12 protein-coding genes are annotated in these 16206 nt (G+C 73.9%); 7 read left to right on the top strand and 5 right to left on the bottom strand.

The genetic code is table 11. The features are described from left to right. Positions 1 to 65: 65 nt before the first annotated feature. A complete protein-coding gene (locus tag ACZ4MF_RS06280) occupies positions 66 to 1643 on the top strand; it encodes a Na+/H+ antiporter (RefSeq protein WP_467490286.1) in 1578 nt (525 codons plus the stop codon). Here ACZ4MF_RS06280 and ACZ4MF_RS06275 read toward each other — a convergent pair. Beyond that, entirely contained in the window at positions 1640 to 3226 is a 1587-nt protein-coding gene (locus ACZ4MF_RS06275) for a hypothetical protein (RefSeq protein ID WP_467490284.1), read from the bottom strand. The genes ACZ4MF_RS06280 and ACZ4MF_RS06275 overlap by 4 nt on opposite strands. Positions 3227 to 3483: 257 nt before the next feature. On the opposite strand from ACZ4MF_RS06275, the gene kdpB reads away from it, so the two are divergent. Continuing rightward, a complete protein-coding gene (gene kdpB / locus ACZ4MF_RS06270) occupies positions 3484 to 5637 on the top strand; it encodes a potassium-transporting ATPase subunit KdpB (RefSeq protein WP_467490678.1) in 2154 nt (717 codons plus the stop codon). Positions 5638 to 5696: 59 nt separating this feature from the next. Here the strand turns inward: kdpB and ACZ4MF_RS06265 are convergent, their stop codons facing one another. Further along, positions 5697 to 6056 (bottom strand): hypothetical protein, encoded by a 360-nt coding sequence (locus ACZ4MF_RS06265; protein ID WP_467490282.1) that lies wholly within the window; start codon positions 6054 to 6056, stop codon positions 5697 to 5699. Positions 6057 to 6068: 12 nt separating this feature from the next. Between ACZ4MF_RS06265 and ACZ4MF_RS06260 the strand changes: the two genes are divergently transcribed. The 4 genes from ACZ4MF_RS06260 (at position 6069) to ACZ4MF_RS06245 (ending at position 10445) form a co-directional block, all read left to right on the top strand. Continuing rightward, a complete protein-coding gene (locus ACZ4MF_RS06260; protein ID WP_467490280.1) occupies positions 6069 to 6878 on the top strand; it encodes an SDR family NAD(P)-dependent oxidoreductase in 810 nt (269 codons plus the stop codon). Positions 6879 to 6929: 51 nt separating this feature from the next. Next, the gene (locus ACZ4MF_RS06255) at positions 6930 to 7721 is read left to right on the top strand and encodes a GNAT family N-acetyltransferase (protein ID WP_467490278.1); all 792 of its coding nucleotides are present in this window, start codon (positions 6930 to 6932) and stop codon (positions 7719 to 7721) included. An 86-nt stretch (positions 7722 to 7807) separates the two neighbouring features. Further along, complete coding sequence (locus ACZ4MF_RS06250) at positions 7808 to 8326, top strand: hypothetical protein (RefSeq protein ID WP_467490276.1); 519 nt, start codon at positions 7808 to 7810, stop codon at positions 8324 to 8326. 76 nt (positions 8327 to 8402) lie between these two features. Next, a complete protein-coding gene (locus ACZ4MF_RS06245; protein ID WP_467490676.1) occupies positions 8403 to 10445 on the top strand; it encodes an NAD(+) synthase in 2043 nt (680 codons plus the stop codon). 25 nt (positions 10446 to 10470) lie between these two features. Here ACZ4MF_RS06245 and ACZ4MF_RS06240 read toward each other — a convergent pair whose 3' ends face one another. Then, the gene (locus ACZ4MF_RS06240; protein WP_467490274.1) at positions 10471 to 11211 is read right to left on the bottom strand and encodes a TIGR03943 family putative permease subunit; all 741 of its coding nucleotides are present in this window, start codon (positions 11209 to 11211) and stop codon (positions 10471 to 10473) included. Next, on the bottom strand, positions 11208 to 12227 hold the full coding sequence (locus tag ACZ4MF_RS06235; protein WP_467490272.1) for a permease: 1020 nt from the start codon (positions 12225 to 12227) through the stop codon (positions 11208 to 11210). The genes ACZ4MF_RS06240 and ACZ4MF_RS06235 overlap by 4 nt, the downstream gene beginning before the upstream one ends. A 180-nt stretch (positions 12228 to 12407) precedes the next feature. On the opposite strand from ACZ4MF_RS06235, the gene ACZ4MF_RS06230 reads away from it, so the two are divergent. Beyond that, on the top strand, positions 12408 to 14276 hold the full coding sequence (locus ACZ4MF_RS06230; RefSeq protein WP_467490674.1) for an NAD-binding protein: 1869 nt from the start codon (positions 12408 to 12410) through the stop codon (positions 14274 to 14276). Between the two features lie 12 nt (positions 14277 to 14288). Here ACZ4MF_RS06230 and ACZ4MF_RS06225 read toward each other — a convergent pair whose 3' ends face one another. Further along, the gene (locus ACZ4MF_RS06225; protein ID WP_467490270.1) at positions 14289 to 16106 is read right to left on the bottom strand and encodes a S9 family peptidase; all 1818 of its coding nucleotides are present in this window, start codon (positions 16104 to 16106) and stop codon (positions 14289 to 14291) included. Between the last annotated feature and the right edge of the window lie 100 nt (positions 16107 to 16206).

Here is a 16206-nt window from a genome sequence, read left to right as displayed (position 1 = left end):
GAAGTCTGGTCGGCCGGGGGCCGGAGCGGCTTCCGCAATCCCCTCTCGCATCCCCGGGGGACGGCATGCGCAGCGTCGGTACGGTTCTCGCCCTCGTGGTCCTCGCCACGCTGGTCGCCACGTTCGCGCGCCGCTGGCGGATCCCCGCGCCCTCGCTGCTGGTGGTCGCCGGTCTCGCCGTGGCCCTGCTGCCGGGCACCCCGCAGATCGCGATCAGCCCCCAGATCATCGGCCTCGTCGTGCTGCCCCCGCTGCTGTACGCGAGCGCCGAGGACATGCCCTGGCGGGAACTGCGCGCGGTGTGGAAGCCGGTCGGGATCCTCGCCATAGGGCTGGTCCTCGCCTCGGCGGCGGCCGTCGCCGCGGTCGCCGTGTACGTGACGCCCCTGTCCTGGCAGATGGCGTTCGTGCTGGGCGCGGTGCTGGCCAGCACCGACCCGGTGGCCGTCACCGCGCTGGGCCGCCGGCTCGCGCTGCCGCCGCGGGTGCAGGTCCTCGTACAGGCGGAGAGCCTTTTCAACGACGCGACCTCGCTGGTGCTGGTCCGGGTGGCGGCGGGCATCGCCGTCGCCTCGGCCGCCGCCCACTGGGACTCGGCGGGCGGCGAGTTCTTCCTGCTCGCGGGCGGCGGCACGGTGATCGGCGCGGCGGTCGCCGGCGTGATCACCCTGATCCGGCGGCGCACCGAGGACCCGGTCCTGGAGACGGTGATCGCGCTGGTCACCCCGTACGCCGCCTACCTCCTGGCCGAGGTCGCGCACACCTCCGGCGTGACGTCGTGCGTGGTCGCCGGGGTGGTCCTCGGCGGCCGGGGCGACCGCCTCACCAACGCCCGGATAAGGCTCCAGCTGCACGCCGTCTACGGCACGGTCGTGTTCCTGCTGGAGAGCGTGGTGTTCAGCCTGATAGGGCTGGCCCTGCCCGCCCAGGTGCGGGCCCTGGCCCACGGCGACCGGGCCTGGCCGCTGTACGCCCTCGCGGTCGCCGCCACCCTGATCGCCGTACGGCTGCTGTGGCTCGCGCCGCTGTCGGCGGTCGTGCAGCGCAAGGGCGGGATCAGCCGCATGAACTGGCGGATCCCGGTGGTGCTGACGTGGGCCGGCACCCGTGGCGTGATGCCGCTGGCCGCCGCGCTGTCCATCCCGGTGGCCATGAAGGACGGCACACCGCTCGACGGCCGCCCGCTGGTGCTGGTCCTGACCACGTCGGTCGTGGTCGTGACCCTGGTCGTCCAGGGCTTCACCCTGGCCCCGGTCGTGCGCGCCTCCGGCATCGCCCTGGAGCCCGCCCACACCGCCCGTGAGGAGGCCCGCGCCCGCTCCCACCTGGCCCACGCCGGCCTGGCCCGCCTGGAGGAGCTGGCCGAGCTGGAGGTCGTCTCGGACGTCGTCCTGGACCGCCTGCGCCGCGGCCTCACCGCCCGCCTGGAGGACGCCCGGGACCGGCTGGCCGAGAGCAACGGGGCGGAGGGTACGGCGACCGAGTCGGCCGACCTCGTCTACCGGCAGCTGCGCCGGGACCTGATAGCCGTGGAGACGGCGGAACTGCAGCGGCTGTACGACGGCCACGCCATCAGTGACACCACCCGGCGCCGGCTGCAGCGGGCGCTGGACCTGGAGGAGGCTCGGCTGACGGACGTCTAACGGAACTCCGCCAGCCTCGGGCGCAGGCCCAGGACCGTCAGGGCAAGCACGGCCGACAGACCGACGCCCATCCACGGCAGCAGACCGCTCACCGCCGCCCGCCCCTTGTCCACCGACGCGTCGAAGTGGGCGCGGTTGATGCCCGTGACCTTGTCCAGCGCGACCATCCAGGCCTCGAAGTGGGCGTTGGACGTGCCCGGTTCCCAGCCCGTGCAGAACTCGGCCGCCTCGCGTTCCTCGCCGGCCGCGAGCAGTGCGCGGATCCTGCGGTCGTCGCGCTGGTAGACGGCGTAGGTCTCCACGGTCCTCTCGGCCGCGGCCCGCTCGCCGGGGAAGGTGATGTTGTCCAGCTCGCGCCGGAACTCGCCGGTGAAACGCAGGTCGTGGTGGTCGGTCCGGTACGCCTGCCAGGTGGTGGCCAGTTGTGCGTCGTACGTCGACAGGGTCGCGCCCGTGAGGCCGTACAGCTGCTGGGACTTGGCGAGGAAGGCGTCCGCGTACCGGTCGCGGCGCCGCGGGTCGAGCAGGTAGCGGCTCTCGTCGGCGTTGGCGTCGTAGGCGAGGGCGCGGGCGCGGGAGAGGGCGACGACGGAGTCGAAGGCGTCGTGCCGGGCCACCCGCAGGTGGGACGAGGAGGCCGACAGCAGGTGGGCGCCGAGGATCACCGTGAGCAGAGTGCAGCAGGTCGCCGCCAGCAGCCCGGGATTGAGGACACGGCGGAAGGTGCGGGCCACGTACCACTGGAGGACGCCGAGCACGGCGAGCAGCGCCGCGCCGAGCGCGAGGACGGCGGCGAACTGCGCAAAGAGGGCAGAGCGGGCGGTCGTGTACTCGGCTTCGAAGGCCGTGTCGTTCGACGACACCAAAGCGCTTGCCGCGGGCAGGAGTTGGCCGCGCAGCAGGTCGGTGGCGCGACGGTGGTCGGCGAGGGCGGCCGGTCTGCCGCCGTGGTGGCCGTCGTTCTCCAGAGCCCGGCCGATCAGCTCCTGGTACTCGGCGAAGCCGTCCGTCAGCGACTCGACCGTCTTCTCGTCGGCCCGGCTGCCCTGCGCCGCGACGGCGAGGGTGCGCAGGTCGTGCCCGATCTCGCGCCGGGCGTCGGCGTAGTGGCCGACGGCCTTCGTGTACGGCGTCGTCAGCCGCCCCTGTCCCGCGTCGCCGTTGGACAGCAGGATGTTGGCGGCCTGGGCGTCCATGTCGTTCAGGGCCAGGTCGAGGTCGGCGGCGCTGGTGGTGCGGGGCGCGTCGCGGTCGGCCACGGCGCCCCATGTCCCCGTCAGGGCCAGGCCCGCCACCAGCAGAAGCCCGGCGAGGGCGGCCGCGAGCAGGACCGTGGCCGCGCGCAGAAGGCGCAGCCGTGCCGGCACGGAGGCCCAGTAGCGGCGGCGCAGAGCGGCGCGCGCGGCCTCGGTCTGTCGCCGCGGGCGCAGCCCCGGACCCGGTCCGGCCGTCCGCGAACCCCCTCGCGGGCCCGGTCCGGGGCTGCCCCCGCGCGGGGCGACCGCCGCTCTCCGTGGCGGAGTGCTCTCCCCGGCCTCCTCTTCGGTGCCAGGACTCTGCGCTGATCCGGCCGTGAGAGTCACGGTCCCTCCAACGTCACGCCACGGACGGTGTCGCCCGTCCCCCGTTGACGATCAGTCTGCGACCGGATCCGGCCACCCTTGGCCGGCGTTGACGGTTCCCTGATGCATCCTCAGGTCTGTTTGACGGCCCTTTGACGGCGTCGGCGGCGAAGCCGTATGAGTGCCGCAAATTCCCCGCTGAGCAGGGCGGATCGGGCGGCGGGCGCGGTTAGATTCGCTGCCTCTGTCACCCCCCTCCAGAAGGCACGAAGGTGTCCATGCTTCCCGCCGCCCCCGAGCAGACCCCGTCGGCACACCCCGAGCGCGCAGGCCGGGCGAGACCGGTGCGCGGGGCGCGACGCCGGGCGCCGAGCGGGCTGTTCGAACCCGCCCAGCTCGTCCGCTCCTTGCCCGAGGCCCTGCACAAGCTGCATCCCCGGGTCCTGGTGAAGAACCCGGTGCTCTTCGTCGTCTCCGTCGGCGCGGCCCTGACCACGCTGTCTGCGCTGCTGCACCCGGACGTCTTCACCTGGGTCATCAGCCTCTGGCTGTGGCTGACGGTCGTCTTCGCCAACCTCGCCGAGGCCGTCGCCGAGGGCCGCGGCAAGGCGCAGGCCCAGGCGCTGCGCCGGGCCCGCACGGACACGGTGGCGCTGCGGCTGGAGCACTGGAGCTACGGCACGAACCTCGCCACCGCCCGCACGGAGGCCGTCGCCGCCACCGACCTCAAGCCCCTGGACGTCGTACTCGTGGAGGCGGGCGAGCTGATCCCGGCCGACGGAGACGTCATCGACGGGGTCGCGGCCGTGGACGAATCGGCGGTGACCGGGGAGTCCGCGCCGGTGATCCGGGAGGCCGGCGGCGACCGCAGCGGGGTCACCGGCGGTACGACGGTGCTGTCCGACCGTATCGTCGTCCGGGTCGGCGCCCGGCCCGGGCACAGCTTCCTGGACCGGATGATCGCCCTGGTGGAGGGCGCCGCCCGGCAGAAGACCCCGAACGAGATAGCCCTCAACATCCTGCTTGCCTCGCTCACGGTCATCTTCCTGCTGGTCGTCGTCGCGCTCCAGCCGATGGGCGCCTACGCGGGCGCCGCCCAGTCCACGACCGTGCTGGTCGCCCTCCTCGTCACCCTCATCCCGACCACCATCGGCGCCCTGCTCTCCGCGATCGGCATCGCGGGCATGGACCGGCTGGTGCAGCGCAACGTGCTCGCCATGTCGGGCCGCGCGGTCGAGGCCGCCGGTGACGTGAACACCCTGCTGCTCGACAAGACCGGCACCATCACCCTCGGCAACCGCGAGGCCGCCGCCTTCGTCCCGATGCCCGGCGTCCGGGAAGCGCACCTCGCGGAGGCGGCCCAGCTGTCGTCGCTCGCCGACGAGACCCCGGAGGGCCGCTCCGTCGTCGTCCTCGCCAAGAACCGGTACGGCCTGCGCACGCCGGACCAGGGTGCGCTGGCGAACGCCCACTGGGTCGCCTTCAGCGCGCAGACCCGGATGAGCGGGGTCGACCTGCGCTGGCCGAACGGCGCGGTGTGCGCCGTCCGCAAGGGCGCCGCCGGGCAGGTCATCGAGTGGGTGCGCCGGTACGGCGGCCAGGTGCCGCCCGAGGCCCAGCGGTACTCCGACGCGGTGGCCGCCGGCGGCGGCACGCCCCTGCTGGTGGCCGTGCACGACTGGGACGGACCGCGCGTGCTCGGCCTGATCCACCTCAAGGACGTCGTCAAGGACGGCATCCGCGAACGCTTCGCCGAGCTGCGCCGCATGGGCATCCGCACGGTGATGATCACCGGCGACAACCCGCTGACCGCCCGCGCCATCGCCCAGGAGGCGGGCGTGGACGACTACCTGGCCGAGGCCACCCCCGAGGACAAACTCGCGCTGATCAGGCGTGAGCAGGAGGGCGGCAAGCTCGTCGCGATGACCGGCGACGGCACCAACGACGCGCCCGCGCTCGCCCAGGCGGACGTCGGCGTGGCCATGAACACCGGCACGTCGGCCGCCAAGGAGGCCGGCAACATGGTCGACCTCGACTCCAACCCGACCAAGCTCATCGAGATCGTCGAGATCGGCAAGCAACTCCTCATCACCCGCGGCGCGTTGACGACCTTCTCCATCACGAACGACGTCGCGAAGTACTTCGCCATCATCCCGGCGATGTTCGCGGGCACGTACCCGGGCCTGAGGTCCCTGAACGTGATGGGCCTGCACAGCCCGACCTCCGCGATCACCTCCGCGATCATCTTCAACGCGCTGATCATCGTCGCCCTGATCCCACTGGCCCTGCGCGGCGTGCGCTACACCCCCGCCTCCGCCCACGACCTGCTGCGCCGCAACCTGCTCGTCTACGGCCTCGGCGGGCTCGTCCTGCCCTTCGTCGGCATCAAGGTCATCGACCTGGCCGTCTCCCAGGTGCCCGGCCTCGGCTGACCCGCGTCGCCCGCCCGGCTGACCCCGTCAAGGACACGTATGCGCACGTCAGGGCCCCGTCAGAGAAGGCGTTTCCGGCTTGCCCGGCCCGAGCGGCGCGGCTTCCATGGAGGGCGTGAACAGCGCCTGGCCCCTTTCCGACCGGCCGCCGAGTCCCTCCCCCAGCCTTCGACCGGGGGTGCCCCCATCTCGCTTCGCTCGGCCGCCGCGTCGTACGCCGCGCTGAACGGAAGCGCCCGCGCCGCGCTGGCAGCGCGTCCCGCCGACGCCCGCCGTGCCGACGCCGCGTCCGCCGACGCCGCTTTCCGTGACCCGAGGGGCGCCGTGACCGGCTCCGGCGCCCCTCGCTCCTTCTCCTCCCTCTCCCTCTCCCTCTCCCTCTCCTTCTCCTTCTCCTTCTCCTTCTCCTTCTCCTCCATCCGGACAGGATCATGACCCAGGCATCCCTTTCATCCCGAACCGTCCTGATCACGGGCGCCACTTCCGGCATCGGCCACGAGACGGCACGACAGCTCGCCGAGCGCGGCGCCACCGTGCTGCTGCACGGCCGTACGGCGGCCGAGGCGCGGGCGGCGGCGGACCGGCTGGCCGCCACGGCAGGCGTCGAGCCGGCCCGACTGTGTTCGTACGGCGCCGACTTCGCCCACCTGGAAGAGGTCGAGGCTTTCGCCCGCGCGGTCGTCGCCGAGCACCCGCACCTGGACGTCCTCGTCAACAACGCGGGCATGGCGGCTCCCGAGCGGCACACCGTCACCGCCGACGGCAACGAGATCGCCTTCCAGGTCAACTTCCTCGCCCACTACCTGCTCACGTGCCTGCTGGAGCCGGCGCTGACCAGCGACCCCGGCGGCCGGGTGGTGAACGTGTCCTCCTCGCTGCACCGCACGGCCTCCATCAGCTGGGCGGACCCGAACCGCGCCCGCCGCTACTCGCGCCTCGCCGCCTACGCCCAGTCGCAGCTCGCCCTCACGGTCTTCGCCGCCGACCCGCGCGTCACCGCCGTCTCCGTCCACCCGGGCGTCTGCGACACCGCGCTGCTCCCGCTCTACGCCCACGAGGGCACCACCCCCGCCGAGGGCGCCGCGCACGTGGTCCGGCTCTGCGACCCGGCCGTCGAGATCGTCAACGGCGCCTACTACGACCGCGCCGAACGCGTCGACCCGGCCCCGGCGGCCGCCGAGGACCGCACGGTACGGCGCCTGAACAAGCTGGCGGACCTGCTGGTCGGCCGGACCGTCTGAAATGCGCACCGCAGAGAACTCCCGCGAGGCGTCGGCGCTCAGGAGACCCCGATGATCGAGATCCCGCCGCCGGACGCACGGGCGCTCGCGCGCTGGTTCCCCTCCGGTGCCCCCGGTCCCGCCACGATCGGCGAGCACGCGCTGGCCACCGGCGTCGGCCGGTGGTGGGCCGACCGGCCCGTGCAGCCGCGCGCGGTCGCCGTCTCCTGCGCCGGGCACGTCGTCCTGCGCGGCAGCCCGCGGCGGCTGACGCCGGAACTGCTCGCCCCGCTGGCCGGCAGCCGGATCGAGGCCCCGGACCGGTTCCTGCCCGTCCTCGGTGCCGCCTTCGACCGGCTGACCCCGTGGGAGCGCATGGTCTGGACGCTCCAGGCACGGCCGCAGCCCGCGACCGTCCCGCACGCCGTGACCGTACGGCGCCTGGAGCCGGCCGACACCGGCGCCCTGGACACCCTCGGCCCGGACGCCTCCTGGCTCTCGGCCAGCTGGGGCGGGCCGCTCGGCCTCGCCGCCTCGGGGCACGCCTGGGCCGCGGTGACCCGCGCCGGCCGGATCCTCGCCGTGGCCTGCACCTACTTCCGCGGCACCGGCCACGAGGACGTGGCCGTGTACACCGTCCCCGACCGCCGCCGCCTGCGCCTCGGTCTGGCCTGCGTCACCGCCCTGTGCGCGGACGTCGTCGCCCGGGGCCACACCCCCGCCTGGAACTGCTCCCTGCACAACCGCGCCAGCCGCCTGCTGGCGTGGCACGCCGGGTTCCGGTTGGTCCGCGAGTACGTCCACCACGCCGTGGGCAGCCCGGTACGGCCCGCCCGGCCGAGCGCCCTGGCAGGCGGCGCGTAAGGATTCCGTCAGGATCGGGCCGTACCCCGTCAGGGGAGCGTCAGCAGCGGTCGCCGGACCGCGCGGCCGTGCCTAGCGTCGGCAGTATGCGACGCAGCACAGCGGCCGGGTCCGCCCGCGACCGCCACTGGCGTGGCAGTGCCCGGCTCGCGGTGAGCTGTGCCCTCCTCTTCGGCACGCTCGCCTTCCTGGTCGACTGGGACGCCGGCACCCTGACCGGGCCGCGCGCCCTGCTCTGGGCCGCCCTCGCGACAGCGGTGGGCGTGGTGCTGCTGCCGCAGCGGGTGAGCGCGGGCCCCGGCTGGCTCGCGGTGCGCACCCCCTGGCGCCGGCGCGTCGTCCGCACCGACGCGCTCACGGCCGTACGGCAGTACGACGGCGTCTCCTCCCACCTGGTCCTGCGGGACGTCCACGGCCACCGGCTGGAACTGGACCCCCGGATCCTCGCGGCCAACCCGCTGCTCTGGCACGAACTCGACACCGGGGTGCGCCGCTCCCTGGAGCGCGGCACGCTGCGCCAGGGAGCCGACGTGCTGGACCGGCTCGGCCACCGCATCGACGGCGAGGCGGCCGAGGGCGTACTGCGCGCGTCGGGCCTGTCCTGACCCTCCCGGCGCGGCCCCCGTAGGCTTTCCTCGTAGCACCCCGCAGGAACGTCGTGGAGCCGTGAGAGAGGTCCCGTTGAGCTTCTGGTCGATCTATCAGCACGGCTTCGCACGTGTCGCCGCCTGCACCGGCCACACCGTCATCGCCGACCCGCCCGCCAACGCCGCCTCCGTCCTGCGCCACGCGCGCCGGTGTGACGAGGAGGGCGTCGCGGTCGCCGTGTTCCCCGAGATGTGCCTGTCCGGGTATGCGATCGAGGACCTGCTGCTCCAGGACGCCCTGCTGGACGAGGTCGAGTCGGCGCTCGCCACCGTCGTCGCCGGGTCCGCCGAGCTGCTGCCGGTGCTGGTGGTCGGCGCCCCGCTGCGCCACCGAGGCCGGGTCTACAACTGCGCGGTGCTCGTCCACCGGGGCCGGATCCTCGGCGTCGTACCGAAGTCGTACCCGCCGAACTACCGCGAGTTCTACGAGCGCCGCCAGATCGCCGCGGGCGACGACGAGCGCGGCGGAACGATCCGCCTGTCCGGTGCCGACCTCCCCTTCGGCGTGGACCTGCTCTTCGCGGCGGACGACGTGCCCGGACTGGTCCTGCACACCGAGATCTGCGAGGACATGTGGGTCCCGGTGCCGCCGAGCGCGGAGGCGGCACTGGCCGGCGCGACCGTCCTGCTCAACCTCTCCGGCAGCCCGATCACCGTCGGCCGCGCCGAGGACCGCAAGCTGCTGTGCCGCTCGGCCTCCGAGCGCTGCCACGCCGCCTACGTCTACGCGGCCGCCGGTCTCGGCGAGTCCACCACCGACCTGTCCTGGGACGGCCAGACCCTGATCTACGAGAACGGGGTGCTGCTGGCCGAGACCGAGCGCTTCCCGGCCGGAGAGCAGTACGCCGTCGCCGACGTCGACCTCGACCTGCTGCGCCAGGAGCGCCAGCGGACGGGCACCTTCGACGACAACCGCCGCACCCACGCCGCCCGCACCGCCGACTTCCGCACGGTGTCCTTCGAGCTCGCCCCGCCCACCACCACCGACCTGGGCCTGCGCCGCCGCCTGGAGCGCTTCCCGTTCGTGCCCGCCGACGCCGAGCGGCTCGCCCTGGACTGCTACGAGGCCTACAACATCCAGGTCGCCGGGCTCCAGCAGCGCCTCGCCTCGATCGGCGGCCCCAAGGTCGTCATCGGCGTCTCCGGCGGCCTGGACTCCACGCACGCGCTGATCGTCGCCGCGCGCGCGATGGACCGCGCCGGCCGCCCGCGCAGCGACATCCTGGCCTTCACCCTGCCCGGATTCGCCACCAGCGACCACACCAAGGACAACGCCCACAAGCTGATGCGCGCCCTCGGCGTCACGGCGTCCGAGCTGGACATCACGCCGACGGCGCGGCTGATGCTGAAGGAGATGGGCCACCCCTTCGCCGCCGGCGAGCCGGTCTACGACGTCACCTTCGAGAACGTCCAGGCGGGCCTGCGCACGGACTACCTGTTCCGGCTGGCCAACCAGCGCGACGGCATCGTCCTCGGCACCGGCGACCTCTCCGAGCTGGCTCTCGGCTGGTGCACGTACGGCGTCGGCGACCAGATGAGCCACTACAACGTCAACTCCGGCGTGCCGAAGACGCTGATCCAGCACCTGATCCGGTGGGTCGTCAGCAGCGGCCAGTTCGACGACGAGACCGGCAAGATCCTCACCGCGATCCTCGACACGGAGATCAGCCCCGAACTCGTCCCCGGCGAGGAGATGCAGTCCACCGAGTCGAAGATCGGCCCGTACGCGCTGCACGACTTCACCCTCTGGCACGTGCTGCGCTACGGCTTCCGCCCCTCGAAGATCGCCTTCCTGGCCTGGCACGCCTGGCACGACCAGGAGGCCGGCGCCTGGCCCCCCGGCTTCCCCGAGGCCGAGCGCCGCGCCTACGACCTCCCCGAGATCCGCCGCTGGCTGGAGGTCTTCGTCCGCCGCTTCTTCGGCTTCTCCCAGTTCAAACGCTCCGCCATGCCGAACGGCCCGAAGGTCTCGGCCGGCGGCTCCCTCTCCCCACGCGGCGACTGGCGCGCCCCCTCGGACGGCAACGCCCAGGCGTGGCTGCGGGACCTGGAGCGCTTCGATCTGACGGGGGCGTAGGCGCGTCGCGCGCGTCGGCGGGCGTTCAGTTGTTCCACGTCTCGTCGTACGGATCGTGCGGTACCGGAACCGGCTGTGCCGAGCCGACCTTCAGGAACGGGATCGGCCCGTTGTTGACGGGGTCGCGGCTCAGCCGGGGGCTGTACGTACCGGTCACCTCCAGCCACGCGTCCGGCCGCAGCACGGGCGGCAGTTGACCGGTCAGCCCGATCTTGACCGGCTGGGCGTCCGCGGCACAGCAGTTGAGGGCCATCCGCACCAGATACGGCTGCCCCGAACCGTCCAGGGCGAGGAACCCGGTGACCTGGACCGTCCGTCCGTCCAGGGAACGGCCGTTGCCGTAGGCCGCGCGGGAGGCGTAGTCGACCACGGACAACCGCGCGGGCCCGCTGCCGCCGGGCAACGGCCCGACGCCGTACGGCTTCTGCAGCGCCGTCCCCGAGCGCAGCGCGCTGTACGAGCCGAGGGCGGGCGGCGCGACGAGGATGAGCGCGAGGAGAGGCAGCAACAGGAGCCAGGAGACCCGGGGTTCGGGGTGAGCATGCCCCTCGTGGGCCTGGCCCTCGTTCGTCTGCTGCCGCAGGCGATGCCGCACGCGCTCGTACCAGACGGTCGCCAGCGCCCCCACGATCAGTACCGCGCCCGACGCCAGCAGCAGCGGCTGCAGGCCCGCCTTGACGTAGCGCAGATACAGACCGGTGCTGCCCGCGTGCAGCAGCGCGGCGCCGAGCAGGAACATGACGGCGGCCTGGGACTGGCGGTTCACAGCAGCACCGTCCCGACCACCACGGCACCCGCGACGGCCATCGCGAAGGTGGCGGGGGCGAAGCGCAGGGCGAAGCCGCGGCCGAAGGTGCCGGCCTGCATCGCGAACAGCTTGAGGTCGATCATCGGGCCCACCACCAGGAACACCAGCTTGGCCGTCAGCGAGAACTGGGTCAGGGAGGCCGCGACGAACGCGTCCGCCTCCGAGCAGATGGAGAGGAGCACGGCGAGGACGGCGAGGGCGAGGATCGCGACCAGCGGATTGGCGGCGGCCGTGCGCAGCCACTGTGCGGGAGCCACCGCCTTCAGGGTCGCGGCGGCCATCGCGCCGAGCACCAGGAACCCGCCGGCGTGCACGGTGTCGTGCCGGACCGAGTTCCAGAACGCCTCCCCCCTGGTCGCGCCCTCGTGCGCGCCGTGGGCCGGCGGGCGCAGCCAGTCGGTGCGGCCCAGCCGCTGCCACAGCCAGCCCATCACACACGCCACCAGCAGGCTCGCGGCGAACCGGCCGAGGACCATCTCCGGGTCGCGGGGAAAGGCCACGGCGGTGGCGGTCAGCACGATCGGGTTGATGGCCGGGGCGGAGAGGAGGAAGGCGAGGGCGGCGGCCGGGGTGACGCCCCGGCGCACCAGCGCGCCCGCCACCGGCACCGACGCGCACTCGCAGCCCGGCAGGATCGCGCCCGCGACCCCGGCCACCGGGACGGCGAGGGCGGGGCGGCTCGGGAGGGCGCGCGCGAAGAAGGACGGCGGGACGAACGCCGCGAGCGCCGCCGAGAGCAGCACGCCGAGCACCAGGAAGGGCAGCGCCTGCATGGTCACCGCGACGAACACCGTCATCCAGCTCTGCATCAGCGGGGTGCCGAGGAGTCCGCGGATCGGAGACTGGGCGAGCACGGCGAGGAGCAGGGTCAGGACCAGTACCAGCGGAGAGCTGAGCCGGCGGCCCTCCTGATCCGACGACGCGTCAGCGGGGCGTGCCTGCGCACCGGGTGGGGCGTCTTCGGTGATGGCCACGGGCGGTTACCTCCGGCTGGTGTGCTCCCTCCCCCTCGGTACGCGCATGCTTGCGCAGGTGTTCACACCGTTGCTGGAACCACTCTTCTTCTTGGGGCACTCTTTTCCCTCGTGGTGAGCGTTCCGAATCAGGCAGGCCAGGGTGCCGCGCGCGGCGGGCCGAGGGCCCCGCGTGCGCACATGATGGTGTGCGGTGACGACGGGCTCGCGCACCGGCTGGCCGCCGAGTTGCGCGGGGTCTACGGCGAGCAGGTCACCCTGGTCGTACCGCCGGACGAGCGCACCGCCCGCCCGCCGGTGGTCGGCCGGGCCCGGGCGGCGTCGGCGGCGCTGTTCGACCGCGTGGTCAGCGCGACGGTGGGCCGGGCGGGTGCCGTCGCCGGGGCCGCGACGCCGCCCGCCGCGAGCGGCTCCGGCGGTACGGACGGGCAGGACGGACCCCGGGTGCTGGAGGCCGTCGGCCTCGGTGAGGCCGTGCTCGCCGAGGCCGGGGTGGAGCGGGCCGCCGCGCTCGCCCTCGTCTTCGACGACGACGAGACCAACATCCGCGCCGCCCTGACCGCCCGTCGTCTCAACCCGCGGCTGCGCCTCGTCCTGCGGCTCTACAACCGCCGGCTGGGCCAGCACATCGAGGAACTCCTCGACCAGGCCGCCGCGTTGGCGACCGGTGACGGCGAGGGCGCCGCGGACGCCTCCACGACCGTCCTGTCGGACGCCGACACCGCCGCGCCCGCGCTCGCCGCGACCGCGGTCACGGGCACCAGCAAGGTCGTCCAGACCGAGGGCCTGCTGCTGCGGGCCGTGGAACGCCCGCTGTCCGCGGACGGGCGGGCCGCGGGCTCCGGGCTGTACACGCTGGCCCTGCTGTCGGCGGGCGACCGGGCCGGCGGGGAGGGCCCGGACGGCAACGGGGAGCAGGAGACGCGGCTGCTGCCCGACGACGAGGAGGTCGCCCGGGCCGGCGGGCGCACGGCGCTGGTGCTGGAGCAGGCGTCGGCGGCGGGCGGCCCGGACGCGGACGCGGCCGGCCGCCGGGCGGGCGGACGCGGGATGGCCGGCCGCGGGGTGGGCGGCGTGCCGCCGCTCGCCTCGCTGTTCTCACGCCGGCTGCGCTGGTCGCTGGCGGGCATGGTGGCCTGCGTCGTCGCACTCGCCGTCGCACTGTGGCTGGTCAGCGGGATCCAGCCGCTGCGCGCCTTCTACTACACCCTCCTCGATCTGCTCGCGATCGACGACCCCGCCAAGGAGGCGCCCCTCGGCCGGCAGCTCCTCCAACTCCTGTCCGCACTGGTCGGGTTGCTGCTGCTGCCGGTGCTGCTGGCGGCCGTGCTGGAGGCGCTGGGCACCTTCCGCACCGCCTCCGCCCTGCGCAAGCCGCCGCGCGGCCTCGGCGGGCACGTGGTGCTGCTCGGGCTGGGGAAGATCGGCACCCGGGTCATGACCCGGCTGCGCGAACTGAACGTCCCCGTCGTGTGCGTGGAGTCCGACCCGGAGGCCCGCGGCCTCGCGACCGCGCGCCGCCTGCGGGTGCCGGTGGTCCTCGGCGACGTCACCCAGGAAGGCGTCCTGGAGGCCGCCAAGATCCACCGCGCGTACGCCCTCCTCGCCGTGACCAGCGCCGACACCACCAACCTGGAGGCGGTGCTGTACGCGCGCACCGTACGGCCCGACCTGCGGGTGGTGCTCCGGCTCTACGACGACGACTTCGCCACCGCCGTCTACCGCACCCTGCGGGCCGCGTACCCGCACGCGCTGACCCGGAGCCGGAGCGTCACGCACCTGGCCGCGCCCGCGTTCGCCGGGGCGATGCTCGGCCGGCAGGTGGTGGGCGCGATCCCCGTGGGCCGCAGGGTCCTGCTCTTCGCCTCCGTGGACGTGGCCGGCCATCCCCAGCTGGAGGGCCGCACCGTACGCGAGGCCTTCCAGGCGGGCTCCTGGCGGGCCCTGGCCCTGGAGGGCCGCACCGACACGGCCCCGGACCATGTGCTGGAGAAGGGGGACCGTGTCGTCGTCGCCGCCACCCGCAGGGGCCTCGCGGAACTGCGCTGACCCGTACGGGGGTTACGCCTTGGGCAGGTGCCGCGCCGCGAAGTCCATCTCCAGCCGGACCTGCTTGATGCGCTCGTCCACGACCAGGGAGCCGTGGCCCGCGTCGTAGCGGTAGACCTCGTGGGTGGCGCCGCGGGCGTCCAGGCGCTTGACGTAGTTGTCGATCTGGCGGATCGGGCAGCGGGGGTCGTTGACTCCGGCCGAGATGTAGACCGGGGCCTTGACCGCGTCGACGTACGTCAGGGGGGAGGACGCCTCGAAGCGCTCCGGGACCTCCTCCGGGGTGCCGCCCAGCAGGGTGCGGTCCATGGCCTTCAGGGCCTCCATCTCGTCGTGGTACGCGGTGACGTAGTCCGCGACGGGCACGACCGCGATGCCCACCGTCCAGGCGTCCGGCTGGGTGCCGATGCCGAGCAGGGTGAGATAGCCGCCCCAGGAGCCGCCGGTGAGGACCAGGCGCTCGGGGTCGGCGAGGCCGGAGGAGACCGCCCAGTCGCGGACCGCCGCCACGTCCTCCAGCTCGATCAGGCCGACCCGGTGCTTGAGGGCGTCGGTCCAGGCGCGGCCGTATCCCGTGGAGCCGCGGTAGTTGACGCGGATCACCGCGTACCCCTGGTCGACCCAGGCGGCCGGGCCCGCGGCGAAGGCGTCGCTGTCGTGCCAGGTCGGGCCGCCGTGCAGGTCGAAGACCGTGGGCAGGGGGCCGGTCGCGCCCGCGGGCTTCTGGATCAGGGCGTGGATGCGGCCGCCGGGGCCCTCCACCCAGGCGTCCTCCACCGCCACCGACGGCGGGCACAGCAGGCCCGGGGGGTCCAGGACGACCCCGCCGGACGTGGAGCGCACGGCCGGCGGCTCCTCGGCCGACGACCACAGGTACTCCACGCTGCCGTCGGGGCGGGCCGTGGCGCCCGACACCGTGCCGGGCGGGGTGGGGATGCGGGTCAGCTCGCGGCTCGCGAGGTCGAGGCGGAACAGCTCGCTGCGGGCCTCGAAGCCGTGCGCGACGAGCAGGGCCGAGCCGTCCGGGTACCACTCGGCGCTGACGTCGCCCGGCAGCTCCAGGGCGAGGTCGGTCTCCTCGCCCGTCGCCACGTCCCACACCATGGGCTCCCAGCGGCCGCGGCGCTGATGGCCGATGAGCAGCCGGGTGTCGCCGTCGACGGGGGCGAAGCCGAGCACTTCGAGGCCCAGCTCCACGGTGCCGCCCTTGGTGTCGTCCAGCTCGGCGACCGTCGTGCCGTCCGGGCTCAGCACGCGCAGCGCCGCGTGCATGGCGTCGCCGTGCTCGGTGTGCTCGACGGCGATCAGGGAGCCGTCGCGCGAGAGGTCGCCGACGCCCGCCGACTCGCGGTGGCGGTAGATCTCGGCCGGGGCCTCGCCCGCGCGGGCGAGGTGGATCGTCGTACCGTCCTCGTCGGTGGAGCGGCCGACCACCGCCGTGCGGCCGTCGCGGGCGAGGGCCAGCCCGGCCGGGTAGGAGGGGGCGAGGCCGGGGACCGCCGGCTCGGCCGCGCCGCCCGCGAAGGGCTGGCGGCGCCAGACGCCGAACTCGTCGCCGTCCTTGTCGTCGAACCACCAGATCCAGGCGCCGTCCGGGGAGAGCACGCCGTCCGTCGTGCCGTTCGGCCGGTCCGTCGCCTGGCGCTGCTCGCCCGTCGCGCGGTCCCAGGCGTACAGCTCGTACGTCCCCGTCGCGTTCGACACGAACAGGGAGCGGTCCGGTGCGTCCTCCGCCCAGTCGGGCAGTGACACCCGCGGCGCCCGGAAGCGCTTCTCCCAGTCCGGCAGATCGTGCATGTCGTGCATGTCGTGCATGTCGCTCTCGCTCATCGCCCCAGTCATGCGCCCATACTGCCTGGCCGCGCCGATGATTGTGTGGCGAGTGTCCGCAGCCTGTGGATAACTTTCGGCTCCCGACCGCACGGCGCCC

The sequence above is a fragment of the Streptomyces sp. NPDC025793 genome, assembly GCF_055558375.1.
This window is presented reverse-complemented; position numbering and strand designations above follow the sequence as displayed.